This window comes from Streptomyces sp. NPDC048483, from assembly GCF_040651455.1.
Classification (GTDB): Bacteria; Actinomycetota; Actinomycetes; order Streptomycetales; family Streptomycetaceae; genus Streptomyces.
In genome coordinates, this window is sequence record NZ_JBEZJZ010000009.1 from 92,361 (window position 1) to 108,169 (window position 15,809).

17 protein-coding genes are annotated in these 15,809 nt (G+C 71.1%); 12 read left to right on the forward strand and 5 right to left on the reverse strand.

Features of this window, described 5'->3' with window-relative positions; genetic code table 11:
* The first annotated feature begins 162 nt into the window (after window positions 1–162).
* The 3 genes from AB0D04_RS07435 to AB0D04_RS07445 are packed head-to-tail and all read left to right on the forward strand — an operon-like array spanning window position 163 to window position 2,103.
* On the forward strand, window positions 163–1,152 hold the full coding sequence (locus AB0D04_RS07435; protein WP_362700339.1) for an ABC transporter ATP-binding protein: 990 nt from the start codon (window positions 163–165) through the stop codon (window positions 1,150–1,152).
* Entirely contained in the window at window positions 1,149–1,814 is a 666-nt protein-coding gene (locus AB0D04_RS07440) for an ABC transporter (protein ID WP_362700340.1), read from the forward strand. Before AB0D04_RS07435 ends, AB0D04_RS07440 begins: the two co-directional genes overlap by 4 nt.
* A 28-nt stretch (window positions 1,815–1,842) precedes the next feature.
* On the forward strand, window positions 1,843–2,103 hold the full coding sequence (locus AB0D04_RS07445; RefSeq protein ID WP_362700342.1) for a hypothetical protein: 261 nt from the start codon (window positions 1,843–1,845) through the stop codon (window positions 2,101–2,103).
* Between the two features lie 22 nt (window positions 2,104–2,125).
* Here AB0D04_RS07445 and AB0D04_RS07450 read toward each other — a convergent pair whose 3' ends face one another.
* Complete coding sequence (locus tag AB0D04_RS07450) at window positions 2,126–3,493, reverse strand: alkaline phosphatase PhoX (RefSeq protein WP_362700344.1); 1,368 nt, start codon at window positions 3,491–3,493, stop codon at window positions 2,126–2,128.
* Between the two features lie 126 nt (window positions 3,494–3,619).
* On the reverse strand, window positions 3,620–4,186 hold the full coding sequence (locus AB0D04_RS07455; RefSeq protein WP_362700423.1) for a TetR/AcrR family transcriptional regulator: 567 nt from the start codon (window positions 4,184–4,186) through the stop codon (window positions 3,620–3,622).
* Here AB0D04_RS07455 and AB0D04_RS07460 point away from each other — a divergent pair.
* Window positions 4,094–4,507, forward strand: a complete 414-nt coding sequence (locus tag AB0D04_RS07460; protein WP_362700441.1) for a hypothetical protein — start codon at window positions 4,094–4,096, stop codon at window positions 4,505–4,507. The two genes, AB0D04_RS07455 and AB0D04_RS07460, sit on opposite strands and share 93 nt — an antisense overlap.
* Here AB0D04_RS07460 and zapE read toward each other — a convergent pair.
* The gene (zapE, locus tag AB0D04_RS07465) at window positions 4,504–5,586 is read right to left on the reverse strand and encodes a cell division protein ZapE (protein WP_362700425.1); all 1,083 of its coding nucleotides are present in this window, start codon (window positions 5,584–5,586) and stop codon (window positions 4,504–4,506) included. The genes AB0D04_RS07460 and zapE overlap by 4 nt on opposite strands.
* 115 nt (window positions 5,587–5,701) lie before the next feature.
* Between zapE and AB0D04_RS07470 the strand changes: the two genes are divergently transcribed.
* Both AB0D04_RS07470 and AB0D04_RS07475 read left to right on the forward strand, forming a co-directional pair.
* Entirely contained in the window at window positions 5,702–6,556 is an 855-nt protein-coding gene (locus tag AB0D04_RS07470; RefSeq protein ID WP_362700346.1) for a dihydrofolate reductase family protein, read from the forward strand.
* Window positions 6,557–6,710: 154 nt separating this feature from the next.
* Entirely contained in the window at window positions 6,711–7,175 is a 465-nt protein-coding gene (locus AB0D04_RS07475) for an indole-3-glycerol phosphate synthase (RefSeq protein ID WP_362700427.1), read from the forward strand.
* Between the two features lie 34 nt (window positions 7,176–7,209).
* On the opposite strand, the gene AB0D04_RS07480 is transcribed toward AB0D04_RS07475, so the two are convergent.
* Both AB0D04_RS07480 and AB0D04_RS07485 read right to left on the reverse strand, forming a co-directional pair.
* A complete protein-coding gene (locus AB0D04_RS07480) occupies window positions 7,210–7,890 on the reverse strand; it encodes an ABC transporter ATP-binding protein (protein ID WP_362700348.1) in 681 nt (226 codons plus the stop codon).
* Window positions 7,887–8,957: an ABC transporter permease gene (locus AB0D04_RS07485; RefSeq protein ID WP_362700429.1), complete on the reverse strand. Its 1,071-nt coding sequence runs from the start codon at window positions 8,955–8,957 to the stop codon at window positions 7,887–7,889. Before AB0D04_RS07485 ends, AB0D04_RS07480 begins: the two co-directional genes overlap by 4 nt.
* A gap of 208 nt (window positions 8,958–9,165) precedes the next feature.
* On the opposite strand from AB0D04_RS07485, the gene AB0D04_RS07490 reads away from it, so the two are divergent.
* The 6 genes from AB0D04_RS07490 to AB0D04_RS07515 all read left to right on the forward strand — a co-directional run bounded on the left by AB0D04_RS07490 (window position 9,166) and on the right by AB0D04_RS07515 (window position 15,790).
* Window positions 9,166–10,401 carry a sensor histidine kinase gene (locus AB0D04_RS07490; protein ID WP_362700350.1) on the forward strand — a complete coding sequence of 412 codons (1,236 nt, stop codon included), beginning with the start codon at window positions 9,166–9,168 and terminating at the stop codon, window positions 10,399–10,401.
* On the forward strand, window positions 10,398–11,078 hold the full coding sequence (locus AB0D04_RS07495) for a response regulator transcription factor (RefSeq protein ID WP_362700352.1): 681 nt from the start codon (window positions 10,398–10,400) through the stop codon (window positions 11,076–11,078). The genes AB0D04_RS07490 and AB0D04_RS07495 overlap by 4 nt, the downstream gene beginning before the upstream one ends.
* A 143-nt stretch (window positions 11,079–11,221) precedes the next feature.
* Entirely contained in the window at window positions 11,222–12,622 is a 1,401-nt protein-coding gene (gene murC / locus AB0D04_RS07500) for a UDP-N-acetylmuramate--L-alanine ligase (protein ID WP_362700354.1), read from the forward strand.
* Window positions 12,623–12,638: 16 nt separating this feature from the next.
* On the forward strand, window positions 12,639–13,046 hold the full coding sequence (gene msrB, locus AB0D04_RS07505; protein WP_362700356.1) for a peptide-methionine (R)-S-oxide reductase MsrB: 408 nt from the start codon (window positions 12,639–12,641) through the stop codon (window positions 13,044–13,046).
* Window positions 13,047–13,758: 712 nt separating this feature from the next.
* On the forward strand, window positions 13,759–15,003 hold the full coding sequence (locus AB0D04_RS07510; protein WP_362700358.1) for a hypothetical protein: 1,245 nt from the start codon (window positions 13,759–13,761) through the stop codon (window positions 15,001–15,003).
* Window positions 14,987–15,790: a hypothetical protein gene (locus AB0D04_RS07515; RefSeq protein WP_362700360.1), complete on the forward strand. Its 804-nt coding sequence runs from the start codon at window positions 14,987–14,989 to the stop codon at window positions 15,788–15,790. Before AB0D04_RS07510 ends, AB0D04_RS07515 begins: the two co-directional genes overlap by 17 nt.
* Window positions 15,791–15,809: the final 19 nt, after the last annotated feature.

Below are 15,809 nucleotides of genomic sequence, written 5' to 3' on the forward strand. Positions count from 1 at the left end.
TCCGATGGGTCTAGGCCCTGCCGTCAAACTCCCGTGGTCGGGCGAAGGGAACGGGTGCATTCGGCGGGAACCAATCCGGGGGTGGACGGAGTTGGGGGAGCGACGGGGTTTTCGGGGGGCCGGGGGAACCTGGGACCGGGCTACGGGGAGGTGCCGGACGGCATGAGGTTCGACGGGGTCGGGCGGCGTTACGGGGTGCGGGGACCCTGGGTGCTGCGGGACGTGCAGCTCGAGGTGCCCGCCCGGAGGCTGGTGCGCATCGAGGGGACCAACGGCAGCGGAAAGTCCACCCTGCTGCGCCTGCTCGCGGGCATCGACCGGCCCACCACCGGGCGCATCACCGGCCGCCCGCGCGCCGCGTATGTGCCCGAGCGGTTCCCGGTGGCGCTGCCCTTCACCGCCGGCGGCTATCTCACCCACCTGGGGCGCATCCACGGTCTGCGCGGCCCCGAGGCGGCCCGGCGCGCGGACGCCTGGCTCGACCGTTTCGGGGCGGCCGGGCACGGCATCACACCGCTGGCCCAGCTGTCCAAGGGCACCAGCCAGAAAGTCGCGGTCGCCCAGGCGCTGCTCGCCGAACCCGAACTCCTCGTCCTGGACGAGGCCTGGACCGGCCTGGACCAGGCGGCGCGCGATGTCCTCGACCGCGCGGTCGCCGAGCGGGTCGCCGACGGCGGCACCGTTGTCTTCGTCGACCACGATCCGCGCCGCCTGGCCGGCGCGGCCGATGCGCGCTACCGCGTCGCGGACGGCCGGCTGGTGGCGGCGGAACGCGGCCGGGCCGAGGAGACGGCCGCGGCCGCCGGCCCCCGGGTGGTCATCGAGGCCGAGGGCCCGCCGGGCAGCGTGCCGCAAGCCGGGGCCGGCCCCGCCACCGGCGCCCCGGAACTCCCCGGCAGACCGGCAATGGCGCCGGGCCCGGACGGTACGACCCGGCTGACCGTGGCGGCCGCACACTCCGACGCGCTGCTACGGGCCCTGCTCACCGCGCGCCCGCCCTGGCACATCCGCTCGGTCACCGCCACCCCGCGCCCCGAAGCCCAGCAGACGGGCCACGGTGCCGGCCCCATTGCCCACAGTGCGGGACGCACCCCCGGCCACGGCGCCGCCCACCACCCCGGCCACGACTCCGACGAGGGACCCCGCCCATGACCGCCCTGCTCCGCTATCAGGCGGCCCTGCTCATCGGCTCGCACCGCTGGCTGCCACCGGTCATCCTCTACGCCGCCTTCGTGGCCGTCGGCATCCAGACCGGCGGCCCGATCCTCGACTCGTACGGCATGGCCGGCGCCGGGCTGCTGCCCATTGCCGTCTGGCTGACCAGGATCTGCGTCACCAACGAGCCCCCGGCGGCCCGCAACTGCGTCGCGGCGGCCGCCGGCCCCGGCCGCGTCCACCTGGCCTGCCTGCTGACCGGGATGTCCGGCGCACTGCTGCTGGGCATCCTGGGTACGGCCTTCGTGGCCCTGACGTCCGATCCCCGCTCCTCGGACCATCACGCCATCCCCCTCCTGCCCGCCACCGGTGCCGGGCTGCTCACCGCGCTGTCCTGTGTGCTGCTCGGCACGGCGGTCGGCGCGCTGTGCAACTGGCCGGTCCTGCGCAGCCCCGGCTTGGCCGTACCGGCCGGGATGCTCGCCGCGCTGCTGGTGTCCGTCGTGGGTGCCTCGCCCGCCAACGCCGCCGTGACCGGCCTGGTCACCGGCTCCGAACACGGCACGGTCAGCATCCCGTGGCTGCCGCTCGCCGGGACCGTCCCAATAGCCGCGGTGGCCGTCGCTGCCGCCTGCGCGCTGAGCTCCCGGCGTGGCTGACCGGGCGCCCCGGCGTACCCTCGATGCCATGTCGGACACCGACCACGCCCTCGACGGACACGCCCTCGACGGACACGCCAACGGCAAGCACGACACCGACGAGCCCGCCGAGCCCGGCTACTGCCTTGCTCCCGGCGGTGTCGCGTACGACGGCCCCGCGGGGGGACCGCCGTACGCGGACTGTGTGCTGTGCGGCAAGCCGACGGAGTATCCGGCCGACCGTCCCGGCATCGTGCTCTGCCCGGTGTGCGAGTGGCAGGAGGCCCAGCGCTCCGCCTGCTCCGGCTAGCCGGGAACGGGCCGGCAGCGGCTCAGTGGTGCCAGGGACCCGTCACGGCGAATGTCGTCCCCGGCGTGTAGCAGTTGACGTACATCGTCCGGTGGTCGGGCGCGAAGGTCACGCCTGCGAACTCGCCCCACTCCGGCTTCTCCGGGGTGCCGATGTTCTGGCGGCCGCGGGCCATGGCGTACACCTCGCCGTAGCGGGTGAGGCCGAAGACATGCTGGGCGCCCTCGCCGTCCTCGCAGACCATCAGGCCGCCGCTGGGTGCGAGGCAGATGTTGTCGGGGGACTCGCCGGGGAGCTGGAGGTCGGTGTCCGGGCCGAAGACCACGACCAGGCTGAGCCGGCGCCGCTTCGGGTCGTACTTCCAGACCTGGCCGTAGTGGTCGGCCATCGAGCCGTCGTCGCGGTGCGCGAAGCTGGAGATGAAATAGACGCAGGAGCCGCCCCAGTAGCAGCCCTCCAGCTTCTGGGCATGAGTGATGCCCTGGGGGCCGAAGTCCTGGAAGCGGATCGGGGTCCGGCGCGCGAGCGGGTCGGGGACGTCCACCCAGGTGACGCGGTCGAAGGCGATGCCGGGCTCCTGGACGGTGGACAGGTCGGGCACGCCGGGGACCCGCAGCGCCTGGAGTCGGCCGCCCGCCCGCAGTGAGCCGCGGCCGCCCATCGGCTTCTCGGGCAGAAAGCGGTAGAAGAGGCCGAACGGCTTCTCGAAGGCGTCCTCGGTCTCGTAGACCGTGCCGGTGCCGGGGTCCACCGCGATGGCCTCGTGCTGGAAGCGGCCCATCGCGGTCAGCGGAACGGCCCCGGTGCGCCGCGGGTCGTAGGGATCGACCTCGAAGATGAACCCGTGGTCCTTGGTGTAGTTCTCCTCCCCGGCCCGGAACTCGGTCTCCTCGCAGGTCAGCCAGGTGTTCCAAGGGGTGTGGCCGCCCGCGCAGTTGGTGGACGTACCGGCGATGGCGACCCGTTCGGAGCGCACCTGGTTGTCCCGGTCCAGTTCCAGGGCCGTACAGCCGCCCTCGCCGCCGGGGTCGTACGTCAGATCGGGGACCCGGGGGACGGCGGAGCGGGAGTTCGTGCGGTTCTCATGGTTACGGACGAGGTAGGTGCCGCCGCGGCGTCCGGGGAACGCCGACATACCGTCGCAGTTGCTGGGGACCTTGCCCTCGCCGGAGGGCAGCGGGTCGCCCTCCCGGGAGAGGACCCGGTAGCGGAAACCCTGGGGGAGGTCGAGCAGGCCGTCGGGGTCGGGGACCAGCGGTCCGTAGCCGCTCTTGCCCATGCTCTGGGCGGTCGCGGTCCCCGCGAAGATCTCCGAGAGGCTGCCGGCGAAGGCGATGGACGCCCCCAACGCGCCGGTTCTTGCCAGGATCTGACGTCGTGTCGCAGACATGGGCAACTCCCTGTTGGCGGACAGGAGACGTGACCCGGTTGTGTGTACCACGCGCACCCGCCGCCGGGAACCAGGCGAACCAGCGTTCCCCCGGATGCGCGTGGGGCCGAAGGGACTCGCCGGCCCTCATCCGCCCCCTTCCGGCGCCCCGTAGTGGCCGACCAACGGGAGGAAAATCTGGTCCACCACTTCCGTGAGGGCCGCTTCCGACGGCGCGCGATGCGTGAGCAGGGTCTCGGCGACCACCAGGTGGACGGGCAGCGCGGTGACCCGGGCGGGAAGGCGGGAGGGCTCGACCTCGCCTCGCCGCGCCGCGCGGTCGAGCACGGCCGCCATCGCGTCCCCGCCGGCCTCCTGCGTGCGGTCCGCCACAAAATCGCTGAGGTCGCTGTCGCGGGTACGGCCGTCGGTGAGCACCTGGAGAACCGGTGCGAGATCGGTCATCCTCGCGGCGATGAAACGCAGCAGTCCGAGTACATCGCCGCGCAGCGACCCGGCGTCCGGCGCGGGCGGGGCCAGCGGCGGCGTCTGGTGGCGCAGGGCGGCCAGGACCAGATCGCGGCGCTGGGGCCAGCGCCGGTAGAGCACCGTCCGGCTGGTGTGGGCACGGGCCGCCACGCCCTCGTACGTCAGCTCCTGGTAGCCGACCGGGAGGAGTTCCTCCCAGGCGGCCTGGAGCAGCGCGGCTTCCAGTTCGGCGCCGCCGGCTTCACCGTCATCGAGCCGGACCACACCATCCGGCCGGGGACGGTACGGGACGAGGGCGAACAGGTCCGCTACATGGATGAGTTGCTGCCGGTCTTCGAGGCGGAGGGCGTCGACTCGACCTTCTGGTTCAGCTTCGCCTGTGACGTGCTCCCGCACCGGGCGGACCCCCGCACGGACCTGGACCTCGGCTCGTTCGGCATCGTGAAGACCCTCGACGGGACCCCGTCACAGGCGTATCCCGGCATGCCATGGGAGCCGAAGAAGGCGTTCCACGCCCTCGCCCGGCACTACGGCAAGAGCCCCTAGGCCGCCTGGTGCCCGGCCAGCGCCCCCGCGTCGCGGGCCAGCGCCGTCAGCCGGGATATGGCTCGGAAGTACTTCTTCCGGTAGCCGCCGCGCAGCATCTCGTCGCTGAACAGCTCGCCGAAGGCCTTGCCGGAGGTCAGCACCGGTATCTCGCGGTCGTAGAGCCGGTCGGCGAGGACCACCAGACGCAGCGCGGTGGACTGGTCGGGCACCGCCTGGACGTCGGTGAGGCAGACGGCCTGTATGCCGTCGCACATCGCCCCGTAGCGGCTGGGGTGGACCCTGGAGAGGTGGTCCAGCAGGGAGGGGAAGTCGTCGAGCGAGGCGCCGGGGGTGCCATATGCGACGCGGGTGACGGTCTCGTCGTCGAATGGGGCGGGCGCCTCCGGCAGGCCGCGGTGACGGTAGTCCTCGCCGTCGATGCGCAGCGGGCGGAAATGGGCGCTGAGTCCTTGTATCTCGCGCAGGAAGTCGACGGCCGCGAACCGGCCCTCGCCGAGCTTGCCGGGCAGCGTGTTGGAGGTGGCGGCCAGCGCCACGCCGGAGTCGACCAGCTTGCCGAGCAGGGTGGAGACCAGGACCGTGTCACCGGGGTCGTCCAGCTCGAACTCGTCGATGCACAGCAGTTTGTGCTCGCCGAGGGTGCGGACGGTCTGCTGGAAGCCGAGCGCGCCGACGAGGTTGGTGAGCTCGACGAACGTGCCGAAGGCCTTGCGCTCGGGCGGGGCGGCGGTGGCGTGCCACAGGGAGGCGAGAAGGTGGGTCTTTCCGACGCCGTAGCCGCCGTCCAGATAGACACCGCGGGGGCCCTTGGGGGCGGCGGGCTTCTTGGCGAACCAGCGCCGCTTCGCGGTTTCGCCGGCCCCGGCCCCGATGCTTGCGGCAAAGGTGCTCAGCACCTGGACGGCCTCGGCCTGGCTGGGCTGGTTCGCGTCGGGTAGGTATGTGTCGAAGCGGGCGCCCTGGAAACGGGGCGGCGGCACCATCTCCGCGACCAGACGGTCGGCGGGGACATGCGGCGCTCGGGCGGTGAGCGCGGCGGGGGCCGCGTCGCTCCCGTCAGCCGGCGCCCCGGATATCGGGGCGGGCTGGGAGGACGAGGACGAGGGCTGCGAAGACGACGACACAGCCGTCCAGCCTAGTCGCTCCGCGGGACCCCTCGGTCCGGTGAGCGAGGCATGTCACACTGCCGCCATGCGACGCCTGTACCCGCCATTCACTCCTCCGCCCGCCCAGCACACCGGCTCGTCCACAGGGGCCGGGGACGCTGAGAACCCCACGTCGGGGCCGGTGCCGGCGGACACCACGGACCGCGAGTGGACGCTGGACGAGCTGGCCGACGCCTATGCGTACCCGGCGGCGGACGACCCGGCGCGGGCCGGCCGCACCGGGTGGCTGCGGGCGAACATGGTCTCCTCCATGGATGGCGCGGCCCATCACGAGGGCCGCTCCCAGCCGCTCTCCAGCGACGCCGATATGCGGATCTTCGGCGTGCTGCGCGGCCTCGCGGATGCGGTGGTGGTCGGCGCCGAAACGGTCCGGCAGGAGGGCTACCGGCCTGCCCGTGCCCGCGAGGCGTTCGCCGCCCGGCGGGCCGCCGCGGGCCAGGGCCCGGCGCCCGCCATCGCCGTGGTGACCGCGGGGCTGGGGCTGGACTTCACCCTGCCGTTGTTTGCCGCGCCCGTGGTCCCCACCCTCGTACTGACCGGTGCGGGCGCCTCGTCGGACCGGGTGAACGAGGCGCGGGCGGCAGGCGTCGAGGTGCTCTTCGCGGGCGAAGGGCTGGGCGTGGACCCGGCGCGGGTGGCCGGGGTGCTCGCCGGGCGGGGGCTCGAGCGGCTGCTCACCGAGGGCGGGCCGTCGCTTCTGGGGCAGTTCGCGGCGGCCGGGGCGCTGGACGAGATGTGTCTGTCGCTGGCTCCGGTGGTGGCCGTCGGCGACGCCCCGAGGATCATGAACGGGCCCGCGGTGGCGGTTCCGGAACGGTTCGCGCTGGCGTCCGTTCTGGAGGAGGCCGGGTTCCTCTTCACCCGATACCGTCGGTCCTGACAATGAACGGAATTACCAGTTCCGCTTAGCCCCGGTTGGGCACACTAAAGGCCAACAGGTCCCGCGTGGCGACGGGGCAGGATGGTTTCTGTGGGCTCCGTGCCATGCGGGCCCGAAGAGGAGAAGGGCGTCCGTCGTGTTCACGAGCGTATTGATGATCGAGAAGCCGCTGACGCCCGCCGACGTGGAGTTTGTGACCACCCTGCACGGCGATGACCAGGGATCATTCGTCGTCCTGATGCAGCCGCGCGGCAAGCAGGACGTCCTGCTGCGGGCCATCGACGACGTCGCGCTGGGGGAGTTCGACGAGGCGGTGCGCGAGGGCGAGGAGATCACCGCGGAGCTTCCCGTCGAGCGCGCCCTGTCCCACACCCTCGCCTCGCTGCGCGCCACCGGGGCCGAGGCCGTCGGACAGGTGGTCGAGGACCACCCGCTTGACCTACTGACGTCCGTGGTCGAGCAGACCCACGCCGACGAGGTGATCGTGCTGACCGCCCCGCACTTCGTCGAGGAGTTCTTCCACCGCGACTGGGCCTCCCGCGCCCGCCACAAGGTCGGCGTGCCGGTCCTCAAACTCTTCTCGCACGCACCCGACGAGCCCGCCAAGGGCGGAAGCTAGACGACACGGCCCAGGCAACACCCGCGGCCCGTTCTCACGTCCGTAGCGGGACGCTCAGCCGGCCGTCCAGCACCTCGGCCATCGCGTCCGCCGCGTCGAGATGTGAACGGTCGTGGGTGACCAGCACCGTCGCGGTCGCGCGCTGATGGGTGAGGGTGGTCAGCAGATCGAGCACCGCGGCGCCCCGCTCGTGGTCGAGCGCGCTGGTCGGCTCGTCCACCAGCAGGACGGACGGCTCGTTCATCAGCGCCCGGGCGATGTTGATCCGCTGCCGCTGACCGCCCGACAGCTGGTGCGGCCGCCGGTCGGCCTGACCCTCCAGGCCGACCGCCGCCAGCAGCTCCAGCGCCCGCGACCTGGCCTTACGGGGTGAGCGGCCGTCCAGGTGGGCCATCACCTGGAGCTGCTCGGCAGCCGTCAGGGACGGCAGCAGATTCGGCTGCTGGAAGACCGTGCCGATGGTCGTGCGGCGCAGCGCCGTCAGCTCGGCACGGCTCAGACCCGTGGTGTCCGTGCCGTTGACCACCACCCGCCCGCGGTCCGGGGTGATCAGCGTCGCGGCCACCGCCAGCAGGCTCGACTTGCCGGAGCCGGACGGGCCGATCACCGCCGTCATCCGGCCGGCCGGCACCTCCAGCGACACCGCGTCCAGCGCGGTCAGCCGGCCGCCGCCGTCGGGGTAGGTGAGGGTGACATCGGTCATCTCGAGGCTCATCGGGCACTTCCCAGGGCGGTCAGCGGGTCTACGGACGTGATGCGGCGGATGGACAGGGCAGCGCCGACGGCACCCAGCGCGATCATGATCAGGGCCGGTATCAGCACTGTGGCGGGGTCGAGGACGAACGGCACCGTGCCCCCGACGGCGGCGCCCACCCCGGCCGCCACCGCGGTCCCCAGGCCCGTACCGATCACCAGGAGGACGACGGCCTGGCCGAGCGCGTCCTTCAGCAGGGACCGGGTCGAGGCGCCGAGCGCCTTCAGGACGGCGACATCGCCGCTGCGCTGGATCGTCCACACCGTGAAGAAGGCGCCGATGACCAGCGCGGATATCGCGAAGAGGAAGCCGCGCATCAGCTGGAGGGAGCCGTTCTCGGCGCTGTAGGAGCCGATGGCCTTCAGCGCGTCGTCGGCCGTGACGGTTTCGGTGCCGAGCTTCTCGTCGGCGGCGGCCAGATCGGCCGCACCGGTGGTGGACAGGGCCAGGACGGTCGCGCCACCGGAGCCGCCGGCCAGCTGCCGCCAGCCCTTGAGCGACGTCCAGACCACGGGCGTGTGGCTGTACATCGCCGCACCCGTCACCGCCGCCACCTCGACCGTGCGGCCGCCCAGCGTGAGCGAACCGCCGGCCCGTACGCCCAGGGAATCCGCGGCCTTCTCGGACAGCACCGCCTCGCCGTCACCGGGCGACACCCCTCCCGGCGCCAGCGGCGACCCGGAACCTATGCCGAACGCCGACACGGCCGCGGTCCTGCTCCCCGCCTCCGCCTTCGTCGTGGCGATCCCCAGCGGCTCGGCGCGCCGTACGCCCGGCACCCGTGCCCAGCCCTGCGCGGTCCGCTCCGGCAGCCGCGAGTCGCTGAACGAGACGGCGCTGCCCTCGGCGGGCGCCGAGAACACCAGGTGGTCGGCGGGCAGCGCGGTGATCGCCGAGGTGTTCTCCCGGCCCAGGCCCGCCGTCAGGCCCGACAGCAGGCCCACCAGCACCGTGATCAGCACAATGACGGTGCCCATCAGGGCGAACCGCCCCTTGGCGAACCTCAGGTCTCTCCACGCGACGAACACAGGCTTTGCCATCCTCGGATCGGCGCCGCCGGGCCCCACCGCCCGGCGACTGGTCCCACCGTCGCCCGAAGCAGGGGCCCGTGGCATCGCACCAGGGTCTGGTTCGCCCGTATCGAAAGATGCGGCCCGCGCTCCGCCCTTCGATCAGCAGGCGCTCCACCTTTCGATTGATGCCGCAGGTCGGAGCGGCCCTTAGCCTGATAGGGCCGTGACCGAGAAAGCCGGGAGCGATCACTCCCTCACCCCCGTGCTGCGGGTGCTGCGCACCTGCCTCCACCTGATGGTGGCCGCGCTGCTCGCGCTCGCCTCCTTGCGGGCGGTTGCCGACCACGCTGCCGACGCCCCGGCCGTCATCATCACCGCCCTCGCCCTCTTCGCCCTCTACGCCGCGGGCCCCTCGCTGCCCCGCATCCGCACCTCCACCACGGCCGCCGCCCTCTGGCTCGGCGCCGTGGCGCTCCTGTGGATGCTGCTTCTCGCCCTCACCCCGGACGGCATCTGGCTGGCCTTCCCGCTCTTCTTCGTCCAGCTGCATCTGCTGCCGCTGCGCGGGGCACTGCCCGCCGTCGTGGCCACCACCGTCATCGCCATCGCCGGATTCGGATGGCACACCCACACCCTGAGCGTCGGAACGGTCGTCGGCCCCGCCCTCGGCGCGGCCGTCGCGGTCGCTGTCGTCCTGGGCTACGAGGCGCTCTACCGGGAGAGCGAGGCGCGCCGCCGCCTCATCGAGGAGCTCACCGCCGCCCGCAGCGACCTGGCCACCGCCGAACACACCGCCGGCGTCCTCGCCGAGCGCGAGCGTCTGGCCCGCGAGATCCACGACACCCTCGCGCAGGGCCTCTCCAGCATCCAGCTGCTGCTGCGCGCCGCCGAACGCGCCATACCGGAGCGCCCCGAGACGGCCCTCGGCCATGTCCGGCAGGCCCGTGTCGCCGCCGTCGACAACCTCGCCGAGGCCCGCCGCTTCGTCCGCGCCCTCAGCCCGCCCGACCTGGAGGCCGGCTCGCTGCCCGCCGCCCTGGAACGGCTCTGCGCCACCACCGCCCGCGCCTCCGGCCTCGCCGTGCACTGCCACGTCTCCGGCGCCCCCACCGAACTCCCCACCCCGCACGAGGTCGCCCTGCTGCGCATCGCCCAGTCCGCGCTCGCCAACACCGTCCAGCACGCCGGCGCGGAACGGGTCGAGCTGACCCTCAGCTACATGGACACCGAGGTCGCCCTGGACGTCGTCGACGACGGAACGGGCTTCGTCCCCTCCCGGGTGGCCGCCCCCGGTTCCGCGGCCGCCTCCGGCGCCGGCTTCGGCCTCGCCGCCATGCGCGCCCGGGCCCGCGCCCTGCACGGCACCCTCGCCGTGGAGTCCGCCCCCGGAGAGGGCACCGCCATCGCCGTCACCCTGCCCTGCCCCGCAGCACCCGCCACCCCGGAGGCCGCCACGTGACCGCCACGGACTCCCCCAAGCTCTCGGCTCCGCTCGAGCAGGGAGGTGCCCCCACCATCCGGCTGCTGCTCGCCGACGACCACCCCGTCGTACGGGCCGGACTGCGCGCCGTCCTGGAGACCGAACCGGACTTCGAGGTCGTCGCCGACGTCCCCACCGCCGAAGGGGCCGTAGGCCTCGCCGCCCAGCTCGATGTCGACGTCGTCCTGATGGACCTCCAGTTCGGCGGCAAGATGCTCGGCTCCCAGGCCACCGCCGAGATCACCGCCCGCGAGGGCGCCCCCCGCGTCCTGGTCCTGACCACGTACGACACCGACGTCGACATCCTCGCCGCCATAGAGGCCGGCGCCACCGGCTACCTCCTCAAGGACGCCCCGCCCGAGGAGCTCGCCGCCGCCGTCCGCACCGCCGCCGCCGGGAAGTCCGCCCTCGCGCCCACCATCGCGCTGCGCCTGATGGACCGCATGCGCACCCCCGCCACCGCGCTCTCCCGCCGCGAGACCGAGGTCCTCCAGCTCGTCGCCGACGGCCTGTCCAACGCGCAGATCAGCAAACAGCTCTTCCTCAGCCAGGCGACCGTCAAGTCCCACCTCGTCCACATCTACGCCAAGCTGGGCGTCGACTCCCGCACCTCGGCGGTCGCGGCCGCCACGGCACAGGGCCTGATCCGCCGCTGAGCGCCCGGAACCGCCCCCGAGTGACCGTCGCGCCCCGCTCTGTCGGTGCCGAGTGCGAGAATCACCAGAAGCACGACCGCACGCAGACAGACAGCACCACCGCACCACCGCACGCGACGATGACGATTCAGGGAGACCCACCCATGGCACCCGCCATCCCAGCCTCGATGGACCGGCCGCACTTCATCGGTATCGGCGGAGCCGGCATGTCGGGCATCGCCAAGATCCTCGCGCAGCGCGGCGCCAAGGTGGCGGGCAGCGACGCCAAGGATTCCGCGACCGCCCAGGCCCTGCGCGACCTCGGCGCCACCGTCCACATCGGCCACGCCGCCGGACATCTCGCCGCGGACGCCACCAGCGTCGTGGTCTCCTCCGCCATCCGCGCGGACAACCCCGAGCTCGTCGCCGCCCAGGAGCGCGGCATCCCGGTCGTCCACCGCTCCGACGCCCTCGCCGCCCTCATGGACGGCCTGCGCCCCATCGCCGTGGCGGGCACCCACGGCAAGACGACCACCACCTCCATGCTGGCCGTCTCCCTCACCTCGCTCGGCCTCAAGCCGTCCTACGCCATCGGCGGCGACCTGGACGCCCCCGGCTCCAACGCCGAACACGGCACCGGCCAGATCTTCGTAGCCGAAGCCGACGAGAGCGACCGCAGCTTCCACAAGTACGCCCCCGAGGTCGCCATCGTCCTCAACGTCGAGCTGGACCACCACGCCAACTACGCCTCGATGGACGAGATCTACGAGTCCTTCGAGACCTTCGTCGGCCGCATCCGCCCCGGTGGCACCCTCGTCATCTCCGCCGACCACCCCGGCGCCCGCGAGCTGACCGACAAGATCTCCGGCCGCTACGACATCGAGGTCGTCACCTACGGCGAGTCCAGGGACGCCGACGTCCGCATCCTCAAGGTCAACCCCCGCGGCCTGACCAGCGACGTCACCGTCACCCTCACCAGCGGCAAGATCCTGACCTTCACCGTCTCCGTCCCCGGCCGGCACTATGCCCACAACGCCGTCGCCGCCCTCGCCGCCGGCGTCGCCCTGGACCTGCCGCCGCACAACCTCGCCTCCGCGCTCGGCACCTACACCGGCGTCAAGCGCCGCCTCCAGCTCAAGGGCGAGGCGGCCGGCGTCCAGGTCATCGACTCCTATGCCCACCACCCCTCCGAGATGACCGCCGACCTCGACGCCATCCGCGGCGCCGTCGCGGACAGCTCCCGGGTCCTGGTGGTCTTCCAGCCGCACCTCTTCTCCCGCACCCAGGAGCTCGGCGCGGAAATGGGCCAGGCACTCGCCCTCGCCGACGCCTCCGTCGTCCTGGACATCTATCCGGCCCGCGAGGACCCGATCCCGGGCGTCACCAGCACCTTGATCATCGACGCCGCGCGCGCCGCCGGTGCCGATGTCACCGCCGAGAGTGACCGGGCAGCCGTCCCCGACCTCATCGCCGGAATGACCAAGCCCGGTGACCTTGTTCTCACCATGGGCGCGGGCGATGTGACCGACCTCGGCCCCGCCATCCTGACCCGCCTGGCCGGCTGAGCCGAGGAGGCCCCAGATGCCGTACGAGATCGACAAGCCCGACGACCAGTGGCGCGCCGAGCTGACCCCCGCGGAGTACCAGGTCCTCCGCGAGGCCGGCACCGAGCCCGCCTTCGTGGGCGAATACACCGACACCAAGACCACGGGCGTCTACTCCTGCCGCGCCTGCAGCGCCGAACTCTTCCGCTCCGACACCAAATTCGAGAGCCACTGCGGCTGGCCGAGCTTCTGGGATGCACATCACTCAGACGCGGTGGAACTTTTGTCCGACCATTCGCACGGAATGGACCGCACCGAGGTCCGCTGCGCGAAGTGTGGCTCCCACTTGGGTCATCTCTTCGAGGGCGAGGGGTACGCCACCCCGACGGACCAGCGGTACTGCATCAACTCGATCTCACTGCGGCTGACGGCTGACGAGGACTGACCCGCAACCGGCTGTTGTTGGACTGGAGGATGCCCGCACAGGGAGCCTTGTGCGGGCATCGGCCACCTCGTCGAAGAGGCCGACTTCCCAATCTCCGTACGGCAGTAGCCTCATGTCGCCCTCGCCCTCGCCCTCGCCCTCGCCCACGCCCTCGCCCTCGCCCACGTCCGGCAGGCCGAACTCGGTAAAAAGCTCGCGAGACGGCTGATGGGTCAACCCCTCGGGAAGGTCCTCGGAATCGACTGCGCGTCGCAGGGCTTCGGCCACGCCCTCCTCAACGAAGGAGCGCTGCCACCCCGCCCACCGCCACGCCACCACGCGCCCACGCGACCGGGCACTCCTTCCGCGGGGATGCCCACCGATGCCACAGTCATGCCGCTCCTCGCCGCCACCGCTCCCGAACTTCATCACGGTAATAGGACGGCGTCGCCACCGTGTCCCGATGTCCTGTCGTCTGGTCGTCAGTCGCCTGTGCGTACGGAGAATCCGTACGACGTGATCCCGGGCCAGACTGCTAGCGTTCCGTGTGCCGAGGACATGAACGGGCTACCTTCTCAGCGCCCTTCCCACGAGAGGGGCACCAGCCCTCTCGTCTGCCTCGGGACAGCGAGGCCATGGGGTGGCTTCATTCTCGCCCTCCGGGTACGGAACTGGCCACCTCGCTCTCCTCGCCGGGGGATTACTCGCAAGCGTGGATGGCAGGTACCGTTGAATGGGCACAACAGAGTTCGCAGAAGCCCGCGTTGATGATTCGAGCAACATCTTGGTCGCGCCGTCGGTGATGCAGGACCAGGAATGGGTCAGGGCCTTCTTCGGGACCACCATCACGCCCGAGGGCCTGGCTTCAGCTCCGCCCGACCTCGCACGAAAGACCGTCTATCTGTGCGGCGACATATCCGGGATCAGCGACTGTCGACTGCAGGCCGCCGCCCGCGTGTTCGTTATCCGGGAGCTTTCACACGGCTACCCCGAGGGCGTGGGTGCGCCGTGGCCCCTTGTCGACCTCGGCAGAGTGCCCCTCCGCGTACACGGCGTCGGTGTGTACTACCGACGCTTCTTCGGGCTCGGCTCCGATGAGTTCGACCGCATTCGTGCGGAGCACACGTTCCAGTCCCTGACAGAGTCCACCAAGCCGGGAACGGCCCATCGCAGTGGAATCTATCTGACGCCCGTCACACGAGTCGGAGACGCACTGCATTTCCGCCTGCTCCGATGCTCCACGAATCTCTCTGGGCCCACCGAGGACTTCCGGCCCACCGACACACGCATTGTCGGCGACCTCAATCGCGAGGCCACCACTGTCTTCCGGAACCAGGCACCGCTCAATCACGTCCTGGCCCAGATCTACCACAACACCCTTGCAACGGCGGAGCGCAAGCAGTCCAAGGCTCGGATCTCTGCGCATGCCGACAAGACCAAGGACATGCCCGTCAACGGCATCATGGCCTTCTGCACGTTCTACGACCAGCTCGATGACCTGCGGCCGCTGACCGAAGACCCCTTCGACTTCGGGGCGGAGGGTGTCAGCGGTTTGACTCGACTCCACTTTCGCCTCAAGGATCCTACTGAAGAACGCGACGACGCCTCGTTCCCCGCGCAATTCACCGTGACGCTCTATCCCGGCTCTGTCTTCTTCATGCCGCTGTCCGCCAACCGCCTCTATACGCACGAGATCCGGCCGTCGGCGTTGGATGCCGAACTGCTCCCGACCCGACTGGGATACGTGGTCCGCTGTTCGAGCGCGGAAGCCATGCATGAGGACGGCCACACCTACCTCAAGGTAGCGGGAGGAACAGGGGCAGGTGACCGGGTGCCGCTGGAGCCTCCCACAGAGGCCGGCATGGACGCGCTGCGCAGGCTGTACGCCGAGGAGAACAGGACCTCGTCCTTCATCGACTACGGCGACGCATTCCTCTTCAGCATGAACACGGGAGACTACATTGCCCCCCGAGACTAGGATTTGGGACGAGATCTTCTCTTGCACTCTGCCGACTGAAGAGAACCTCTTCGCGGAACTGTCCGCGTCGGTGCGCTGGGAAGACGTGGGTAAAGGCCGGCAGGGCGCCGCACTCACGAAGATTGACAATGCCGGCGATGTGCCTCTCGTACGCACCACCACTCAATACGGCAGCCCGATGCAGCGTTTCCGGGCGGTACACGAACGGCTGGCGCAACAGATCCAGGAGTGTGCGGAGCTTCCGGTTGGCTTCAACAATGCTCTCATCGAGCGCTACACGAACGCATACACCAAGATGGGCGGCCATTCCGACCAGGCCCTTGATCTGGCCGAAGAATCGTTCATCGCTGTTTTCTCCTGCTACCGGTATCCCGAATCCGGACCGCCGAGGAAGCTGATCTTCGAAACGAAGCAGCCCGGTGACGAGAAGCTTGAGATCCCTCTCGACCACCACGGCATCGTCGCTTTTTCCGTCGCTTTGAATCGACGGCTCAAGCACAGGATCGTGTTGGACGCGCCCGCCCAGGTGGCGGACAACCAGTGGCTGGGCGTGACGTTTCGCACGTCGAAGACCTTCATCCGGTTCAGCGGCGGACTCCCGCACCTGCCACAGGGCGCGCGGCTCACGTCGGCCGACGATGAGCAGAGGCGCGACTTCTTCCGAATGCGGCGCCGCGAGAACACAGAAACGGACTTCGTCTACCCCTCGCTGACGTACACCGTCAGCGAGGGAGATCTGATGCCGCCCGAAGGACCCGAAGATGCAATCACGCCAGTCGGCTGGTGACAGGCCCTCGTCGTCCTCC